Origin of the sequence: Nocardia sp. NPDC127526 (assembly GCF_042672265.1) — a bacterium.
GTDB lineage: Bacteria > Actinomycetota > Actinomycetes > Mycobacteriales > Mycobacteriaceae > Nocardia.
In genome coordinates this window covers 480349-501555 of the sequence record NZ_JBHXVO010000001.1, presented here as the reverse complement: position 1 = coordinate 501555, position 21207 = coordinate 480349, and the positions used below count along the sequence as shown (strand labels likewise).

The following is a 21207-nucleotide window of genomic DNA, read 5'->3' as shown; positions in this document are numbered from 1 at the left end:
TTCACCTCTCGGTCTTGCTGGGTCCGCGCCGCTGGTGACCGGCCGATCGAAGTCCCTCATCCTCGCTCGGCCGAACGCGGGTCCGAGCACTGATGGTATCGAGCCCGCGCCGTGGCGGACACGGCTCACCCGACCGTCCATGCGCTGTGCGCATCGTGTACATGCTCCGGCATTCCGAACGGTCTGGGCGAACTCACCCTGTATCGGCGCGAAGACCTCGGCATGTTGCAGAGAAGTGATTTGCGTCACATCACATGATCTCGCCCGCCCATCTTTCGCTCAGCACCACCGCAATTCGCGCCAGCGCGGGCTCACCGGTCATGCGCCAGTGGGTGGCCGGGACCGGATACACCGATACCGGGCCCTCGATTGCGTTCTGCCAGGTCGCCGCTCCCGTGCGGCCCGTCGGGTCGTCCTCGGCGGCACTGAAATACACCAGGTCACCACGGAAAACGGGTGCCGCGTACCGGCTCGGCAGCGGCGCCGAGCGCAAGGCCGCGTCCAGGATCCGGGTGATCCGATCGGATCCGAACGAGGCGAACGGTTCCGGCAGCCGCGCCAATTGCCCGGCCAGCTCGCGCGGATCGAGATTCGCGTCCAGCTCCAGCCCGGCCGCGTGCTCGCCGAGCAGGCCGCCCGCCACCTCCGCCAGCGGAATCGCGGGCGCGTCCGCGAGACCGGCGAACTCGCCGCCGCTCTCGTTGTAGCTGTCCATCATGGCCAGCAGCGCCACCTCGGCGCCCTCGTCCTGCAGCTGCACCGCGACGGCATGGGCGAGCACACCGCCGAGCGACCAGCCCAGCAGGTGATACGGGCCCTCGGGCTGCACGGCCCGGATCTCCTTCACATACCGGCGCGCCCAGTCCTCGATCGAGTCCGGCAGCTCGCCGTCCGCGCGCAGCGCCGGGGACTGCAGACCGTAGATCGGCCGATCCGCGTCGAGGTGCGCGGCCAGGCCCGCGAAGGACCAGGCGATGCCGCCGATCGGGTGAATGCAGAACAGCGGCTGTGCGGTGCCGGTGGCGCGCAGCGGGAGCAGGACCTCGAAGGCGGCTTCGCCGTCGTGCAGGCCCGGCGAATCGCCCAGGGCGGCGATCAGATTCGCGGGTGTGGGCGCGGTGAACAGCAGCATCACCGGAACGCGTTCGCCGAGTGCGGCGCTCAGCAGGGTCGCGAGTCGCGTCGCGCTGAGCGAGGTGCCGCCGTGCTCGAAGAAGTTGTCGTCCAGCCCGATCGACTCGGTGCCGAGCACCTCGGCGAACGCGGCGCAGACCGCGATCTCGCGCGGGGTGCCCGGCGCGCGGAACTCCCGGACCGCGAACACCGGTGCGGGCAGCGCCTTCCGGTCCAGCTTGCCCACCGGGGTGAGCGGGACCTCGTCGAGCACCACCACCGCGGCCGGGACCATATGGGACGGCAGGCTGCGGGCGGCGTGCGCGAGCAGCGCGGCCGAATCCACGATCCGGTCCGGTTCCGGCAGCACGTAGGACACCAGAACCGTTGCCCCGGACGGGTTCTCCCGGCCGAGCGTGTGCGCGTAGGCGATGTCCGGATGCGCCCCGAGCACCGCGTCGATCTCGCCGAGTTCGATGCGCAGGCCGCGGATCTTCACCTGGAAGTCGGTGCGGCCCAGGTATTCCAGCTCGCGGCGGCCGTTGGTGCCGACCCAGCGCACCAGATCGCCGGTGCGGTACATGCGCTCCCCGGACGCGTCGAAGGGGTTGGCGACGAACCGTTCCGCGGTCAGCGCCGGCCGGCGGTGATATCCGCGGGCCATGGCCGAACCGGCGAGGTACAGCTCGCCGACCACGCCCGCGGGCACCGGCCGCAGCCTGGCGTCGAGGACGGCCGCCCACATACCGGCGACCGGTTCGCCGATGGTGATGCGTTCTCCCGCACACAGTTCCGCGTAGGTGGCGCCGATCGTCATCTCGGTCGGGCCGTAGCCGTTGAGGTACCGCCGGCCGGGCTGCCATTTCGCCAGCAGCTCGGGGGTCGTCACATCGCCGCCCGCCGAGACCATTTCGAGCCGGTCCGCGCGCGCCGGGTCCAGGGTGCCCAGGACGGCCGGGGTGATGACGGTGTGCGTCACCTGTTCCGCCTCGATGAGCTCGTCCAGTTCGGCCCCGCCGATAATGTCGGCGGGCACGATCACCAGCGTCGCGCCCAGGTGGAAGGTCCCCAGCCACTCCTCGATCGACTGATCGAAGCTGGGCGAGCCGGCCTGCAGCATCCGGTGCCCGGATTCGAGGCGATACCGGCCGGCGGCGACATCCACCATGGCGCCCAGACCGGTGTGGGTGACCGTCACGCCCTTGGGCAGGCCGGTCGAGCCGGAGGTGTAGATCATGTACGCGGCGTGCTCGGCCCGCAGCGGCCGGATCCGGTCCGCGTCCGTGACCGGCGCCGCGGACCGCTTCTCGCACAGCGCCTCGGTGACCGGATCATCGGCCAGCCACCACTCCACGCCGCCGGGCAGCCGAGAGCTGTACTCGGACAGGGTGATACCCAGCACGGCGCCGGAATCGACGAGCATGTGCCGGATTCGCTCCCAGGGGTAGCCCGGATCGATCGGCACGAAGGCGGCGCCGGTCTTGGCCACCGCCCAGATGGCGGCGATCATCTCGTAGGACCGCGGCATGGCCAGGGCGACGCAGCGCTCCGGGCCCACACCGCGCCCGATCAGCAAGCGCGCCAGCTGGTTCGAGTACTCGTCCAGCTCGCGGTAGGTGATCGAGTCGCCTTGGTCGCGGACCGCGACCGCATCCGGATACCGGTGCGCGCCATGGGCGAGCAACTCGGGCAGGAGTCCGGCGGTGGCCACCGGCGCACCAGTGATCCCGGTCAGCTCGGCGTGCTCGAGGTCGGACAGCAGCGCGATATCGCCGATCGCCCGGTCGGGTTCGGCGATCAGGCCCGCCAGCAGGCGCACGAACCGCTGGGCGAGCAGCTCGATGGTGCTCTCGTCGAACAGATCCCGGGTGTAGGACAGCATGGCGACCAGGCCGCCGCCGGCGATTCCGGAGTCCTGAATGGTCAGCGACAGATCGACCTGTTCGGTCTCGGCGTCGAAATCGACCGCGCCGACCCGCAATCCGGGCAGCTCCAAGGTGGTGTCGGGCAGATTCGCGAACGACAGCATGACCTGGAACAGCGGATTGCGCGCCGTGGACCGTTCCGGCCGCAGCAGTTCCACCAACTGCTCGAACGGAATATCGGCGTGCGCGAACGCTTGCAGATCGGTCTCGCGGGTGGCCTCGACCAGTTCGGTGAAGCTGGTTCCGCCGGGCACGCGGGTCCGCAACACCAGGGTGTTGACGAACATGCCGACCAGATCGTCGAGCTCGGCCTCGCCGCGCCCGGCGACCGGGGTGCCGATGGCGATATCGTCGGTGCCCGACAGGCGCGCCAGCAGCGCCGCGAAGGCGGCGTGCACCACCATGAACGGCGTGGCCTGGCGGCCGCGCGCCAGCTCCAGCAGCCCCTCCCGGATTTCGGGCGGGATCGAGAAGTGCACGCGCCCACCGGAACCGGACTGCACCGGCGGCCGCGGGCGGTCCGCGGGCAGGCTCAGCTCATCGGGCAGCCCGGCCAGCGCGGTGCGCCAGTAGCCGGCCTGCCGGGAGATCAGGCTGTCCGGATCGGTCTCCGCGCCCAGCACCGCGCGCTGCCAGATGGCGTAGTCCGCGTACTGCACCGGCAGCGGGGCCCAGTCCGGCGCCGCACCGGCGAGCCGGGCGGCGTAGGCGAGCATGACATCCCGGGTCAGCGGAGCCATGGACCAGCCGTCGGCGCTGATGTGATGCGCCACGAGCACGATCACATGATCGTTGTCGCCGATTCGGAACAGGGTGGCGCGCAAGGGAATCTCGGCGGTGACATCGAAGCCGCGCGAGACCACCTCGATGATCCGCTCGCGCAGGGTCGCGGCGTCGGCGTCCTCCGGCGTCAATTCCAGGGCCGCCGCGGTGGCGGGCAGCACCCGCTGCACCGGGCCGGTGGGCGTATCCGGGTAGACGGTGCGCAGCACCTCGTGCCGGGCCACGACATCCAGGACCGCCGCCCGCAGCGCGGCGATGTCGAGGTCACCGGTCAGCCGGACCGCGGCCGGGATGTTGTAGGCCGCCGAGGCGCTGTCGAACCGGTTCAGGAACCACATGCGCTGCTGCGCCATGGACAGCGGCACCAGCTCGGGCCGCTGTCCCGCGATGAGCGGTATGCGGTCGCCCGCATCGCGGTAGCGCTCCACATGCGTGGCCAGCTCGGCGACGGTGGACGCCTCGAACAGGGCGCGCACCGGGACCCGGGCGCCGAACGCCGCACCGAGCCGGGCCGCCACCTGGGTGGCCAGCAGGGAGTTGCCGCCCAGGGCGAAGAAGTCGTCGTCCGCGCCCACCTGTTCGGCGCCGAGCACATCGGTGAACACGCCCGCCACGATCTCCTCGATCGGGGTGGCCGGTGCGCGGAAGGCGGTGGTCTCGAATTCCGGTTCCGGCAGTGCCTTTCGATCCAGCTTGCCGTTGACGGTGAGCGGCAGCGCCGCCAATACCACGAACGCCGACGGCACCATGTACGACGGGAGCAGGCCGGATAGCGCCGACTTCACTTGCGCCGTATCGATATTCGCGTCCGCGGATACCAGGTAGCCGACGAGCCGGTCACCGAGACGCCGATCCGATTTGGCGATCACGACGGCCTGGGTGATCCCCGGCTGGGCCAGCAGCGCGGCCTCGATCTCACCCAGTTCGATGCGGAAGCCGCGGATCTTCACCTGGAAGTCGGTGCGGCCGCGGTACTCCAGCTCACCGGCGGCATTCCACGCCACCAGGTCACCGGTCCGGTACATACGAGAACCATTGGCATCGAACGGATTCGCGACGAACCGGTCCGAAGTCAGGTCACTGCGGCCGAAGTAGCCGTGCGCCAGCTGCGCACCGGCCAGGTACAGCTCACCGGAAACCCCCGCCGGGACCGGTCGCAGTCGCGCGTCGAGGACATAGACCTGGCTGTTCCACACGGGCGCGCCGATGGGTACCGATCCTTGGTCCGCGTCGGTGACTCGGTGGTTGGTGATCGAGACCGCGGCCTCGGTCGGGCCATACAGGTTGAACAGCTCGGTACGCGGGCTCTCCCGCAACACCCGCTGCGCCAACGGACCGGGCAACGCCTCACCGATGGCCAGGATGCGCCACAGCGAATCCGGCAACCCGTCGGTGAGCAGCGCGTCGAGCATGGACGGCACCACATGCAGCGTGGTCACCCACTCCCGCGCGATCAGCTCGTTCAGGTACGCCGGATCCTTGTGCCCATCCGGCGTCGCGATAACCAAGCGACCACCACACGCGACAGCCGACCAGAACTCCCACACCGACAAGTCGAACGTGGCGGCCGTCTTCAACAACACCGCATCGGCCGGATCGAGACCGAATTCGGTCATCTTCCACAGCAACTGATTCACCACCGCAGCGTGCGGCACCGCGACACCCTTCGGGCGACCGGTCGAACCGGAGGTGAAGATGACATACGCCGTATTCGCGGCCGTCAGCTCCCGCACCCGCTCGTCGGCGGAGATCGGCGCATCCGAGTAGCCCGACAGATCCAGCTCGTCGATGCGCAGCACAGCCCCCGTCATTCCGGCGTGGGTTTGGCCGGAATCCACACCGGCAACGACATCACCGGCGTCGTGTGGATCCCGGCCAAGAAGCGCGCCGGGATGACGACCGGGATGACGAGAGGAATCGACCTCGAAATCGTCACCGCTCGTGGTCAGCACGCACGCGACAGCAGCGGACTCCAGGATGTAGCCGGTCCGCTCGGCAGGCTGATCCGGATCGATCGGCACATACGCCGCACCCGCCTTGGCCACCGCATACATCGCGACCACCAGATCGGTGGAGCGCCGGATGGCCAGCGCCACACGATCTTCCGCACCGATACCCCGCGCGATGAGCTCCCGCGCCAAACGGTTCACCCGGGCATCGAGCTCACCGTAGGTCAGCTCGACCCGGTCGGTCGGGCCGTCGGCCACGATCGCGACCTCGCGGGGCGCAGCGGCAACTGCCTTGTCCAGCAACGCGCCCAGCGTCGCCTCATCCACAATATGCTCGGTCGCGTTGCGCGCGAACAGCTCCCGCTGCTCGGCCGGAGCCAGCAGAGCTAGATCTCCGACGGCCGTGTGCGGTGCGGCGACGATCCCGTCGAGCAGGCGCACGAATCGATCCGCGAAGCCCTGCACCGTCGAATGATCGAACAGGTCGGTCGCGTAGGTGAGGAAGCCCGTAATGCCCTCGGCCGCACCGGTTTCGCCGTATCGGTCGGCGACGATCAGATGCAGGTCGAACTGCGAGAGTTCGGTATCGAACTCCAGTCCGGACACCGTGAGACCGGGTAGCTCCAGGCTGGACTGGGCCAGATTCTGGAACGACAGGCCCACCTGGAACAGCGGGTGCCGCGCGGTGGAACGCACCGGGTTGAGCACCTCGACCAGCCGCTCGAACGGCACGTCCGCGTGCGCGAACGCCTGAATATCGGTCTCCCGCTGGCGGTTCAGCAGTTCCGCGAACGGCGCGCCGGCATCCACCTCGGTGCGGAACACCAGGGTGTTGACGAACATGCCGATCAGATCGTCCAGCGCCGCCTCACCACGACCCGCCGTCGGCGTGCCGATGACGATATCGCCGGTACCGGACAGCCGCGCCAGCAGCACCGCGAGCGCGGTGTGCACGACCATGAACAGCGTCGCGCCTTCGGCGCGCGCCAGATCCGCCAGTGCCGCATGCGTATCGGCGTCGATACTCACCTCGACCCGACCGCCCCGGAAGGACTGCACCGCGGGGCGGGGCCGATCGGCGGGCAGGTCCAGCTGATCGGGCAGCCCGGCCAGCGCCTGCTTCCAGTAGCCGACCTGCTTGGCGGCCAGCGACTCCGGATCGTCCTCGCTGCCCAGCAGTTCACGCTGCCACACGGCGTAATCGGCGTACTGCACCGCGAGCGGTGGCCACGCCGGTTCCACGCCCACGGCACGAGAGGCGTACGCGGTCATCAGATCCCGAGTCAGCGGCCCCATCGAGGAACCGTCGGCCGAGATGTGGTGCACGACCATGGCGATGACGTATTCATCGTCCGCGATCTCGAACAGTGCCACCCGCAACGGCACCTCGACGGTGACGTCGAAGATGGTCGAGTTCAGCTCCACCACCGCGGCCGCGATCTCGTCGACCGCGACAGCGCGAACCTCGAGTGCCGGCACCGCCTGCGAGGGCGGCAGGATCACCTGCACCGGACCGTTCTCGGTCTGCGGATAGATCGTCCGCAGAATCTCGTGCCTGGCAACCACATCCGCCACCGCGGCCCGCAGTGCGTCCACATCCAGCGCCCCGGACAACCGCACCGCGACCGGCACGTTGTAGGCGGCCGACTCGGTGTCGAACCGGTTGAGGAACCACATCCGCTGCTGCGCCGGCGACAGCGGAATCTGCGCCGGCCGCGGCCCGGCCGTCAGCGCCTTGCGCCCGCCGGAACCCGCATCCAATTCCACCCGCGCGGCCAGCGCCGCCACCGTCGCCGCCTCGAACAGCAGGCGCACCGGCACCCGGGTGTCGAGCGCCGCACCCAGCCGCGCCGCGACCTGAGTGGCGAGCAGCGAATTGCCGCCCCGCGCGAAGAAATCGTCATCCAGACCAATGGGCGCATCACCCTCGAGGTGCAGCACCTCGGCGAACACACCGGCCACCAGCTGCTCGATCGGAGTCGTCGGCGCGCGGAAGACCGTGGCCTCGAACTCCGGCTCCGGCAACGCCTTCCGATCCAGCTTGCCATTGGCATTCAACGGCAACGCATCGAGCACCACGAACGCCGCCGGCACCATGTACGACGGCAGCGCCGCCGACAATGCCGACTTCACCCGCGCGACATCGATCTCCGCCTCCAGCGTGCCGAGCACCCGGCCGGAACTTTCCGTCTCCGACTCCAGCGTCTCGAGCCCCGGGCCGGAGATTTCCGTCTTCGACTCCAGCGTCCCGAACCCCGGGCCGGAGATTTCCGTCTCCGACTCCAGCGTCTCGAGCCCCGGGCTGGACGTATCCGTCTTCGACTCCAGCGTCCCGAACCCCGGGCCGGAGGTATCCGTCTCCGACTCCAGCGTCTCGAGCACCCGGCCGGAGGTTTCCGTCGCCGTTCCGGCGCGGTCTCGGCCGGAATCCGCCAGGCTGTCGGAGGTCCCGGTCAACGGCGCGCCGCGATGACGGGCGGGACGTCCCTCCGCGCGCTGGGGCACCAGGTACGCGACCAGGCGGTCGCCGGTGCGCTGATCGGCCCTGGCCAGCACGGCCGTCTGCGCGATCTCCGGCAGCGCCAGCAGCGCCGCCTCGATCTCACCGAGTTCTATGCGGAAGCCGCGGATCTTCACCTGGAAGTCGGTGCGGCCCAGGTACTCCAGCTCACCGGCGGCATTCCACGCCACCAAGTCACCGGTGCGGTACATGCGAGACCCATTGTCCTGGAACGGGTTCGCCACGAAACGATCGGCCGTGAGGTCGGATCGTCCGAAATAGCCCCGTGCCAGCTGGTCACCGGCCAGGTACAGCTCACCGGAGACTCCCACCGGCACCGGATGCAGCCGCTGGTCCAGCACATGCACCTGGCTGTTCCACACCGGCGCACCGATGGACACCGACAGCTCGTCGGCATCGTCGACGGCATGGCTGGTGATCGACACGGCGGTTTCGGTCGGACCGTACAGGTTGAACAGCCCGGCCCCGGCATTCGCGGCGCGGAAACGCCGCGCCACCGAGGGCGGCAGCGCCTCACCGATGGCGAGCACACGCCGCAGCGAGTCCGACAGCGCTCCACCGGATTCGGTGAGCAGCACGTCGAGCATGGACGGCACCGCATGCAATGTGGTGACGCGCTCCCGGGCAATGAGCTCGTTCAGGTACGCCGGATCGCGCTGTCCATCGGCCGCGGCGATCACCAGTCGGCCACCGGCAACGGCGGCCGACCAGAACTCCCAGACCGAGAGATCGAAGGTCGCGGCGGTCTTGAGCAGCACCGCATCCTCGGCCGTCAGCCCGAATTCGGCCGTCTTCCAGAGCAACTGATTCACGATGGCCGCATGCGACACCGCCACGCCCTTCGGGCGGCCGGTCGAACCCGATGTGAAGATCACGTACGCGGTATTGGACGGCCGCAACGGGGCAGCACGATCGGCGTCGGTAACCGGCGCGTCCGAGTAACCCGAGAGGTCGAGAGCATCGACGTGCAGCACCGCCCCCGTCATTCCGGCGTGGGTTTGGCCGGAATTCACACCCGCAACGACATTGCCGGCGTGGCGCGGATCCCGGCCAAGAAGCGCGCCGGGCTGACGAAGGGAATCGCTCCCGCGCGCCTCTTCGCGGAATGCCTCCGACGGATCTTCGCCCGCTGCCTGATCCGTCATTCCGGCATGGGGTTGGCCGGAATCCACACCAGCGACGTCATCACCAGCGTGGCGCGGATCCCGGCCAAGAAGCGCGCCGGGCTGACGGAGGGAATCGCTCCCGGGCGCCTCCTGGCTGAGGGGTTCCAGCTCGAAACCGTCTGCGGCGGTGGTCAGCACGCATACCGGCGCGGCGGTCTCCAGGATGTAGCGGGTCCGCTCCCCCGGCTGGTCCGGGTCGACCGGCATGTACGCGCCACCGGCGGCCGAGACCGCGTACATGGCCACGACCAGATCCACCGACCGCCGTAGCGCCAGGGCGACCCGCTGCTCCGGGCCGACGCCCAGCGAGATCAGGTGCCGGGCCAGGCGATTCACCCGGGCAGCCAGCTCGCCGTAGGTCAGCTCGACCCGCCCTTCGGGCGAATCCGCAATGAGGGCAACCGAATCGGGCGCGGCGACCATGGCCTTGTCCAGCAGGGTGGCGAGGGTCGTTGCCGAGTCCACGTGGTGTTCGGTCGCGTTGGACGCCGACAGCGCCGCTCGCTCGGCCGGAGCGAGCAGTTCCAGATCCCCGACCGCGCGGTGGGGTGCGGCGATGATCTCCCCGAGCAGGCGCACGAAGCGATCCGCGAAGCCCTGCACCGTCGACTGGTCGAACAGTGCGGTGGCGTAGGTGAACACGCCGGCGATGCCGGTGGGTTCGCCTGTCGCGTCGTAGGTGTCGGTGACGATCAGGTGCAGGTCGAACTGGGTTATCTCGGTGTCGATGTCCAGGCCGGCGACGGTGAGGCCGGGTAGTTCCAGGACCGATCGGCCCAGGTTCTGGAACGACAGGCCGACCTGGAACAGCGGGTGCCGGGCCGCGGAGCGCACCGGGTTGAGCACCTCGACCAGGCGCTCGAAGGGCACGTCCGCGTGGGCGAAGGCCTGGATGTCGGCTTCGCGCTGGCGGGACAGCAGGTCGGTGAAGGCCGCGCCGTCGTCGACCCGGGTGCGGAACACCAGGGTGTTGACGAACATGCCGATGAGGTCGTCGAGGACGGCCTCGCCGCGGCCCGCCATGGGGGTGCCGATGGCGATGTCGTCGGTGCCGGACAGCCGGGCCAGCAGCAGTGCGAAGGCCGTGTGCACGGCCATGAACAGTGTCGCGCCTTCCGTGCGGGCCAAATCGGCGAGCGCACGGTGGGTTTCGGCGTCGATCTCGATTTCCACCCGGCCGCCGGCGTAGGACTGCACCGCCGGGCGCGGCCGATCCGCCGGAAGTTCCAGCTGATCGGGCAGACCGGCGAGGGTCCGCCGCCAGTACTCGACCTGACGGGCCGCGAGCGATTCCGGATCGTCCTCGCTGCCCAGCAGCTCACGCTGCCAGAGGGTGTAGTCCGCGTACTGCACCGCCAGTGGCGTCCACGCGGGTTCCTGCCCGGTGGTGCGAGCCGCGTAGGCGGTCACCAGATCCCGGGTGAGCGGCGCGAACGACGCACCGTCGCCGGAGATGTGGTGGATCACCAGTGCGAGCACGAATTCGCCGGGGGCGCCGTCGATTTCGAACAGCGCGATGCGCAGCGGCACTTCGGCGGTCACATCGAAGCCGGTGTCCACCAGGTGCCGCAGCTCGGCCACCAGACCATCGGCGGTGACGGACCGGATGTCGAGTTCCGGTGTCGCCTCCGCGATGGGCAGGATCACCTGCGCCGCACCGGTTTCGGTGCGCGGGTAGACGGTCCGCAGGATCTCGTGGCGGGCGATCACATCCGTGATGGCGGCGCGCAGCGCGGCCACGTCCAATGCGCCCGACAATCGCACCGCGATCGGCATGTTGTAGGCGACCGAGGCCGGATCGATCTGATTGAGCAGCCACATGCGCTGCTGGGCGGGCGACAGCGGCACCGATTCCGGCCGCGGACCCGCCACCAGCGCCTTGCGGTCGCCTTGTCCGGCCGACCGATCCACCAGCGCGGCCAGTCCGGCCACGGTGGAGGCCTCGAACAGCACTCGCGCGGGCACCCGGGTATCGAGCGCCGCGCTGATCCGCGCCATGGCCCGCGCGGCCAGCAGGGAGTTGCCGCCGAGTTCGAAGAAATCGTCGTCCGCGCCGACCCGGGCCTCCGGATCGTCCGGGTGCAGCAGCGCCGCGAAGACCTCCGCGACCAGCTCCTCCCGCGGCCCCGCCGGGGCCCGGAACTCCTTGGCCCGCACCTGCGGAGCCGGGAGCGCGCGGCGATCCAGCTTGCCGACCGGGGTCAGCGGGATGGTGTCGAGCACCATGATGACATTGGGCACCATGTGCGCGGGCAGCGTGCGTGCGGCCAGGGCGGTGAGTTCCGCGGTATCGACCGCCGCGCCCGGTGCGGCGTGCACGTAGGCGACCAGAATGGTTGCGCCGCTGTCCATTCGGTGCCCGACCGTGACGGCGAAGTCGACGGTGTCGTGCCCGGCGAGCAGGGCGTCGATTTCCCCCAGCTCGATCCGGAAGCCGCGCACCTTGACCTGGAAGTCATTGCGGCCCAGGTATTCCACCTCGCCGGCGGTGGTCCAGCGCGCGAGGTCGCCGGTGCGGTAGAGGCGGGCTCCGGCGGGTCCGAACGGGTTGGCCACGAACCGATCCGCCGTCAGCGCCGGTCGCGCCAGGTACCCGCGGGCCAGCTGGATGCCGGCGAGATACAGCTCACCGGTCACGCCCGTGGGCACGGGCCGTAGTCGATCGTCGAGGACGTACTCCGTCATGCCGGGCACCGGCGGGCCGATGGTCACCGGCCGATCCGGCGCCTGCACACCGTAATTGGCGATAATGGTCGCCTCGGTCGGGCCGTAGCCGTTGACGAACCGGCGCATGCGGCCGCCGGCGACGGGAATCGCCCAGCGGCGCACCAGCTCCGGCGGGCAGGCCTCACCGGCCACGCACACCGTGCGCAGGCGGTCCAGCCCGGCCGGATCCACCGAGGCCAGCGCGGACGGGGTGATGAACATGTGCGTCACCCGCTCGCGGTGCAGCAGGGCGGCGAGTTCCGCACCGCCGTACACCTCCGGCGCGGCCACCACCATGGTGCCCGCACTGCCGAGGGTCAGCAGCAGTTCGGCCACCGAGACGTCGAAGGACGGCGAAATGACGTGCAGCGTACGGGTTGTCCCGATGGCGTGCAGCGTCTCGCGCTGGTGGGCGCTGAAGGCGAACACACCGGCCTGCGCCACCACCACGCCCTTGGGGCGGCCGGTGGAACCCGAGGTGTAGATGACATAGGCCGGGTGCTCCGGGCGCAGGGGCCGCACGCGATCGGCGTCGGTGACGGGAGCGGCGGACCGCTGCGCGAGCGCGTCCGCGAAGGCGGCATCGTCGATATCGAGCCAGTCCAGCCCCTCGGGCAGTCCCGCGTGCGCCGCGCTCACGGTCAGGCCGAGCCGCGCGCCGGAGTCGGCCACCAGGTAGGCCACCCGCTCCGGCGGGTAGTTGGGGTCGACCGGTACGAAGGCGGCGCCGGTCTTGGCGACCGCCCAGACGGCCAGCACCGATTCGATGGATCGCGGAATCCCGACCGCGACAATGTCTTCCGGCCCGACGCCGCGCTCGATGAGCAGTCGCGCCAGGCGGGACGTGCGTGCGTCGAGCTCGAGATAGTCCAGCTCGGCCAGGGTGCGATCGCCGTCGGCGAAGACCAGGGCGAGACCGTCCGGGTTCGCCTCCACGGCGGCTTCCAGCAGCTGCGGCAGGGTGCCGACCGGCATGTCCGTCGCGGCCCGGGCCACGGGCAGTGCCGCGACGGGCCGCTCCCCGGCATCGAGAATGTCGATATCGCCGACGACGACGGCCGGATCACCGGCCACCGCCGCGAGAATCCGCCCGAAGCGGCGGCCGAACGCGGCCACGGTCGGCTCGTCGAACAGATCGGTCGCGTAGGTGAAGGAGATGACCAGATCCCCGGGCGTGCCGTCGGCGCGCTGCCCGGGTTCGGCGAGCACCAGCAGGTCGAATTTCGCTGCCGCCGCGCCGGTGTCGAGCGCCGCGATGCTCAGGCCCGGCAGTTCCAGCGCGGCCTGCTCGGCATTGTCGAACGACAGCGCCACCTGGAACAGCGGGTTGTGCGCGGTGGAGCGGGCCGGAGCCACCGCCTCCACCACGCGTTCGAAGGGGATGTCGGCATTGGCGAAGGCATTGAGGTCGGTTTCCCGCGCCAGCGCGACGAGGCTCTCGAAGGTGGCGTCGGAGCTCACCGGCGTGCGCAGGGTCAGGGTATTGACGAACATGCCGACCAGATCGTCCAGCGCGCGCTCGCCACGGCCCGCGATCGGGGCGCCCACGGCGATGTCCGAACTGCCGGACAGCCGCGCCAGCAGCACCGCGAGGGCCGCGTGCACGACCATGAACAGGGTCGAATTGCTCTCGCGGGCGAGGTCGATCAGCCCGCGGTGCACCTGCTCGGGCACCACGAAGCCGGTGACGGCGCCGCGCAGGGACGGCTGCGGCGGGCGCGGCCGGTCGGCGGGCAGTTCGAGCAGTTCCGGCGAATCCGCCAGCTGCGCCCGCCAGTACGCCAATTGCCTTCCGGCGACCGAATTCTCGTCCTCGTCATCGCCGGTGATCTGACGCTGCCAGAGCGCGAAGTCGGCGTATTGGACCGGCAGCGGGGCCCACTCGGGAGCCATGCCGCCGGTGCGGGCCACATAGGCCGTCACCAGATCCCGGGCCAGCGGGCTCATGGAGACGCCGTCCGCCGAAATATGGTGCGCCACAACGATCAGCACATGTTCGGAGTCGTGACCGGTGAGCAGCAGAGTGCGCACCGGCGGCGCGGCGGTCACGTCGAATCCGGTCGTCACCAGCTCGGCGATGCGAGTGGGCACGCCGGCCGGGTCGGCGGCCTCCTCGACGCGCAGCGGTTCCGGGAAAGCCTCTGCGACGGAAAGGATTTCCTGGTACGGCAGTCCGCCGGGCCCGTCCACGGGGTACCGGGTGCGCAGAGTCTCGTGGCGTTCCAGGACATCGGCCACGGCCGCGCGCAGGGCGGGCACATCGAGCGCACCGGTCAGCCGGATGGCCAGCGGCATGTTGTAGTACGGCGATTCCGGTTCCAGCTGGTTGAGCACCCACATCCGCTGCTGCGCGGGCGAGAGCGGAATGCGTTCGGGTCGCGGCATGGGCGCCAAGGCCGGACGGGCCGCGCCCGAACCGTTCTCGATGCGGGCGGCCAGCTCCGCCACGGCCGGGGTGGCGAAGAGCTCCCGTACTCCGATGCTTCCGCCGGTGGCCTCGTTGATGCGCGCCACGACGCGGGTGGCCAGCAGCGAATTGCCGCCCAGTGCGAAGAAGTCGTCGTCCGCGCCCACCCGCTCGAGGCCGAGCACTTCGGCCAGCACCCGGGCGACGACCTGTTCGGCCGGGGTGGACGGTTCGCGGTAGGTCCGCGCCTGGAATTCGGGCGCGGGCAGGGCTTCGCGGTCGAGTTTGCCGTTGGGTGTCAGCGGAAGTTCGTCCAGCACCACGACGGCCGCGGGCACCATGTGCTCCGGCAGCACCTGTTCGGCGTGTTCCAGCAGCTGCGCGGTATCGACGGTCCGGTCCGCGGCGGCCAGCACATACGAGACCAGCGCGGTGACGCCGGAGGGCAGCGTCCGGCCCACCGTGACGGCCTGGCCGACATCGGCATGGCCGCGGAGGGCATTGTCGATCTCACCCAGTTCGATGCGGAAACCGCGAATCTTGACCTGGAAATCGGTGCGGCCCAGGAACTCGAATTCCCCGGTCTCGGTGCGGCGCACCAGATCACCGGTGCGATACAGCCGCGCACCCCGGGATCCCGCCCCGGTTGCGAAGGGATTGGCGATGAACCGCTCGGCGGTCAGTTCCGGTCGGCCCAGATAGCCCTGTGCCAGTGCCGGTCCCGACAGGTACAGCTCGCCGGTCACCCCGGCGGGCACCGGGCGCAACCACGCGTCCAGCACGAAACCGTCCACGCCCGCAATGAGAGATCCGATGGTGACCGGCTGCGCGGGCCGCATCCGCCCGCTGGTCACCACGACCGTCGCCTCGGTCGGCCCATACGAATTGAACACGGCGCGTTCGCCGTGCGCCCAGCGCTCGACCAGGTCCGCGCTCAGCACGTCCGCCCCGGTGACCAGCACCCGCAGGTCGGCCAACCCGTCGGGCTCGATCGAGGACAACGCCCCCGGCGTGATGAGCACATGCGAAACCCGCTCGCGGCGTAGCAGATCCGCGAGTTCAGGGCCCGCGTAGACCTCCGGCGGCGCGATGATCAGCGTGGCGCCGGCGGCGAAGGCGAACAGCAACTCCTCGAGCGAGAAGTCGAAACTCGGCTTGATGACGTGCAGCACCCGCGAATCCGCGGTCACGTCGTACTCGTCGCGCAGCGCCGTCATGGCGGCCAGGCCCGCGTGCGTCACCGCGACGCCCTTGGGCAGACCGGTGGAACCGGAGGTGTAGATGACGTAGGCCGGATGCTGCCCGGTGAGCGGGCGAGTCCGGTCCGCATTCGAGATCGGTTGTGCCGACCGCGATTCCAGGCGACGCATCCGATCGGAATCATCGAGAACGACCCATTCGATCGAATTGCCCAGTGCGCCTTGCTCGGCGCCGATGGTCACGCCCAGTCGCGCGCCCGAATCGGAGAGAATGTGAGCGATCCGCTCGGCCGGGTAGCTCGGGTCCAGCGGCAGGTAGGCGGCGCCGGTCTTGGCCACGCCCCACAGCGCCACCACCGATTCCAGCGACCGCGGAATGCCGACGACGACCAGCTCCCCCGGCCCGGCCCCGTGCGCGATCAACTCCCGCGCCAGGCGCGATGAGGCCTCGTCCAGCTCGCGATAATCTATCGACCGATCGCCGTCACGCACCGCGATCCGCTGCGGTCCGGCGAGCACGCCCCGGGTCAGCAGATCCGGCAGCAATTCCTCCGCCGCGGACCCGCCGTCGCTCACGTGGGTGAGCCGTGCGTATTCCGCCTCGGTCAGCAGATGCGTCGCGGCGAGCGTGCGATCCGGATCCGCCATGATCCGGTCGATCAGCAGCTGGAGCCGATCGGCCAGTGCCGCAGCGGTTTCCGGGTCGACCGCGTCGAGCCGGTGCATCACCTGCACCCGCAGCCGTTCCTCGAGCTCGACCACCACCGACACCGGATAGTGGGTATTGGTCACGCCGCGCACATCGTCGACCTGCAGCCCGTCGATGGCCCCGCCGGCCTGCCGCAGCCCATCGGTGTCGACCAGATACGACTCGAAGGCGACCAGGGTGTCGAACAGCTCGTCCACTCCGGCGGCGGCCTGGATGTCGCCGAGGCCGAGGTAGTGGTGTTCGAGCAGCGCCGCCTGCTCGGTCTGCAAGCGGCTCAGCAGTTCTCGTGCCGACCGGCGCGGATCCATCCGGACCCGCACCGGAATGGTGTTCACGAACAGGCCGACAATGTCCTCGACACCGTCCAGCTCGGGCGGGCGGCCGGACACCACCGCGCCGAAGACCACATCGTCGCGGCCGGTGAACCCGGCGACCAGCAGGCTCCACGCCGCCTGCACGACGGTATTGACGGTGACGCCGGTCTCGCCGGCGAACTTCGCCAGCGCCCCGGTCTGCTCGGCGGTCAATTCGAAGGCGCGGGAACCGAATCCGTCCTCCGGCCACCGCACCCGCGGCAACGCGGGCAGCAGCGCGGTGCGCTCGGCGCCGGACAGCGCCGACCGCCACACCGCGGCGGTGGCCGCCCGGTCCTGGCCCGACAGCCAGGCCAGATGGTCCCGGTAGGGCCGCACGCGCGGCAGCTGCGAGGCATCGCCGTGCGTCGCGTACAGCAGCAGCAGATCCTTCATGAGCAGCGGCAGGGACCAGCCGTCGAAGAGGATGTGATGACTGGTCAGCGTGAAGCACACGCGCCCGGATGCGGTGCGGTACAGAGTGAAACGCACCATGGGCGCGGCGGCCGGATCGAATCGGAGCAGCTGATCGGCCTCCAGCAGCGCGGGCAGCTCGTCGTCGGCGACGCCGTCCACCTCCTGCCACGGGGCCGCCACGCCGTCCACCACGAGCTGCACCGGCGCGCCGTCGGCGGCGGTGACGAAGGCGGCGCGCAGGCTGGCGTGCCGGTCCAGGACCGCCTGGGCCGCGCCGCGCAACCGGGGCACATCGATCACGCCGGACAGCTCGATCACGAACTGGGTCACGTAGATATCCGGCGCGCCCGCCGTGAGCTGCGTGTGGAACAGCAGGCCCGCTTGCAGCGGCGACAGCGGAAGGACATCGGACAGACCGGGATACGCGGCGCGCCAGGCGTCCAGCTCCGCCTGCGAGGCCCGGACCAGCGGCACATCCGACGGCGTCAGACCGCCTGCCGCCGGGTCGGCGAGGTGTCCGGCGACCGCGGTCAGCGCGGCCACCCACTCCTGCGCCAGCTCGCGCACGGCGGCCTCGTCGAGGATCTCCGCCGCGTACTGGAACGATGCGCCCAGGCGCGGACCGGCCTCGGTGTCGGTCACGATGGCATTGATATCGATGACGACATCGGCCGGGAGCGCCGAATCCTGTTCGGCGGACAGCTCGCCCAGCGCGTCGGTCGGCAGCCAGCCGGCCGCCTCGACGCCCTCGGGCATACCGCCGGTGGAGATCCGGCCGAGGTAGTTGAACCCGATCTGGCCCAGGTCGCCGCCGAGTTCGGCGGCGGTCTCGGGATTCAGGTGCCGCAGCAGGCCGAAGCCGATGCCCTTGGCGGGCACCGCCAGTAGCTGTTCCTTCACCGCGCGCAGGGCGGCCGCGGTCGCTGCCGCGGTCCCGTCGGCCGCGATGCCGGACAGATCCAGGGCCACCGGATAGACGCTGGTGAACCAGCCGACGGTCCGGGTGAGATCGGCGCCGGGGACCGTATCCTCCTCGCGCCCATGCCCTTCCAGCCGCACCCGCGTGACCGGCGCGGCCACGCCGCGGCGCGCCCGCCACGAGCGCGCCGCCACCGCCAGCGCGGCGAGCAGGCCGTCGTTCACCCCACCCCGATAGCGGGCGGGCACCTCCGTCAGCAGGGCCTCGGTGACGTGCACCGGCACCTCGACGCTGAAGCGCCGCATCGTCGCATGGGTGTCCACCGCGGCGTCCAGCGCCCGGTCACCGAGCGGCGGATCCGGATACGCCAGCACGCGCCGCCAGTGCTCCAGCTCGCCGAGCCGTCCGGCCGATCCGGCCGCCTCCGCGAGTCCGTGCGCCCAGCGCCGGAACGAGGTGCCGATGGCCGTCAGGGCGGGCTGCTGCCCCGCCGCCAGCTGCGCCCAGGCGGTCATGAAGTCCGGAATCAGGATTCGCCACGACACGCCGTCGATCACATAGTGATGCGCGACCACGATGAGCGCGTCCGCGGCATCGGGGCGGCGCAGCCAGGTGAACGCGATCATCCGCCCCGCAACCGGATTCAGCATTTCGGCGGTGGAATCCAATGCGGCACTGCCGATTCGGGCCAGCTCGGCGTCATCGATACCCGCGGGCACATCCAGTTCGGCGATCGCCGCCTCGATATCGAAGGCTCCCGGCGGCGGCACCTCGAACCGCCACCCGCCCGCGGCGGCCGCGTCCGCGGCGATCCGCACGCGCAGCACATCGTGGTGGTCCAGCACCGCGCTCACGGTCGCCGCCAGCGCGGCGCGCTGCACACCCTCCGGCAGCGCCAGCACCATGCTCTGGAAGTACCGTTGCGACAGCCCGTGCGCGAGCTGGCGGGCCAGCACCGGCGTCAGCGGGATCTCGCCCACGCCGCCGCCGGGCAGTTCGGCGAGCATCGCGGCCGCGGCCGTCTCGCCGACGATCGCGACCTTGGCCAGCCGCGCCACGGTGCGATGCTCGAACACATCCTGGGGCGTGAAGACGATCCCGGCCGACCGCGCCCGGGAGACCAGCTGCATCGACATGATGCTGTCGCCGCCGATCGCGAAGAACGAATCGTCGGCGCCGACGCGATCCACGCGCAGCAGCTCGGCGAACAATTGCGCGATGCGCGTCTCCACCGGACCGGCCGGGTCGCGGGAGACGAGAGTTTCGAAGACCGGCTCCGGCAGCGCGGCGCGATCCAGTTTGCCGTTCGGGGTCAACGGAATCCGATCCAGCACCACGATCGCCGACGGCACCATGTGCGCGGGCAGGGTGGCCCCGACGTGCTCGGCCAGCTCCGCGGTGTCCACGGCCCGGCCCGGCGTCGGCAGTACATAGGCCACCAGCGCCGTCGCGCCCGAGGGCAGCGTGCGGCCCATGGTCGCCGCGAAGTCGAGATCCGGGTGGGCGGTGAGCGCGTCGTCGATCTCGCCGAGCTCGATGCGGAAGCCGCGGATCTTCACCTGGAAGTCGGAGCGGCCGAGAATCTCGAGGCCGGTGCCGTCTTCGCGGCGGCGCGCCAGATCGCCGGTGCGGTACAACCGCGAGCCGGGGGCGCCCGCCAGCTCACCGAAGGGATTGGCCACGAACCGATCCGCGGTGAGTGCGGGACGGCCCAGGTAGCCCTGGGCCAGAGCCGGGCCCGAGACGTACAGCTCGCCGACCACGCCGTCCGGCACCGGGCGCAGCCCGCTGTCGAGCACGAACGCGCCCACACCCGGGGTGGCATTGCCGATGGTGATGTCCTGATCCGGTTGCAGTGCGGCGCTGCTGGTCACCAGAATGGTGGCCTCGGTCGGGCCGTAACCATTGAGGAAGGAACGGCCGGGTATCGCCCAGCGGCGCAGCAGATCCGGGCCGAAGCGATCACCGGCGACCATGACGGTGCGCAGGTCGTCCAGACCGGTGGGATCGACCGATTCCAGCGCGCCCGGGGTGATCAGCATGTGCGTGACCCGTTCGCGGCGCAGCAGTTCCGCCAGTTCGAAACCGCCGAACGCGGTCGGCGGGGCGATCACCAGCGTCGCGCCGGCGCTGAACGCCAGCAGCAGTTCGAGCACCGACACATCGAAATTCGGCGAGCAGACATGCAATACGCGCGAGTCCGCGGTGATGCCGCAATGCTCGCGCTCGAAGACGGTGAGGGCGCTCAGACCGCCGTGGGTGACCGCGACGCCCTTGGGGCGGCCGGTGGAGCCGGAGGTGTAGATGACATAGGCCGGATGCTGCTCGGTGAGCGTGCGGATCCGATCGGCATAGGACACCGGATGTCCGGGCCGCGCCTCGATGCGGTCGCGCTGCTCCGGATCGTCGAGTTCCAGCCACGGCACGGACTCACCCAGCGCGGCGCGATGGCGGCCGACGGTCAGGCCCAGCGCCGCGCCCGAGTCCGACAGCAGATAACCGATGCGGTCGCTCGGGTAGGTGGGATCGACGGGGACGTACGCCGCACCGGTTTTCGCCACCGCCCAGATGCAGAGCACCGACTCGAGGGACCGGGTGAGGCCGATGGCCACCACATCGCCGGGACCGACGCCGCGGTCGATCAGCTCGCGCGCCACTCGCGAGGAGGCCTCATCCAGTTCGTGATAGGTCAGCTGCCGGTCCTCGAACCGGATCGCCACCCGATCCGAGGCGGAATCCACCGCCGCGGTGAGCAATTGGGGAAACAGCTGACCGCCGTTCCGGCGCCGGCGATTTCCGCGTGCAGAACGACGCCCGGTATCCACTGGTGATCCATTCCCTCCAACACAAGTAGGCCCCATTTGTCCGGGCCACTCTCGAGCAATCTCGAATCGTAGGTTGATTTGTTCCCGCGATATTCACGCGCGAATCACGCACGCCGAAGCATGCTGCCCCCGAAAATTGGGGCACCGCCGCGAATCTGCAGGCAGGACCGCATTCAGAGACGCCGCTATATGCGGCGCCCTGTGCGGCAACTCAC

1 pseudogene is annotated in these 21207 nt (G+C 70.2%); it reads right to left on the bottom strand.

What is annotated here, in order from left to right:
* Nucleotides 1-325 precede the first annotated feature (325 nt).
* Nucleotides 326-20926 (bottom strand): annotated as a pseudogene (locus ACFVIV_RS02280) (non-ribosomal peptide synthase/polyketide synthase); the annotation flags it as partial.
* Between the last annotated feature and the right edge of the window lie 281 nt (nucleotides 20927-21207).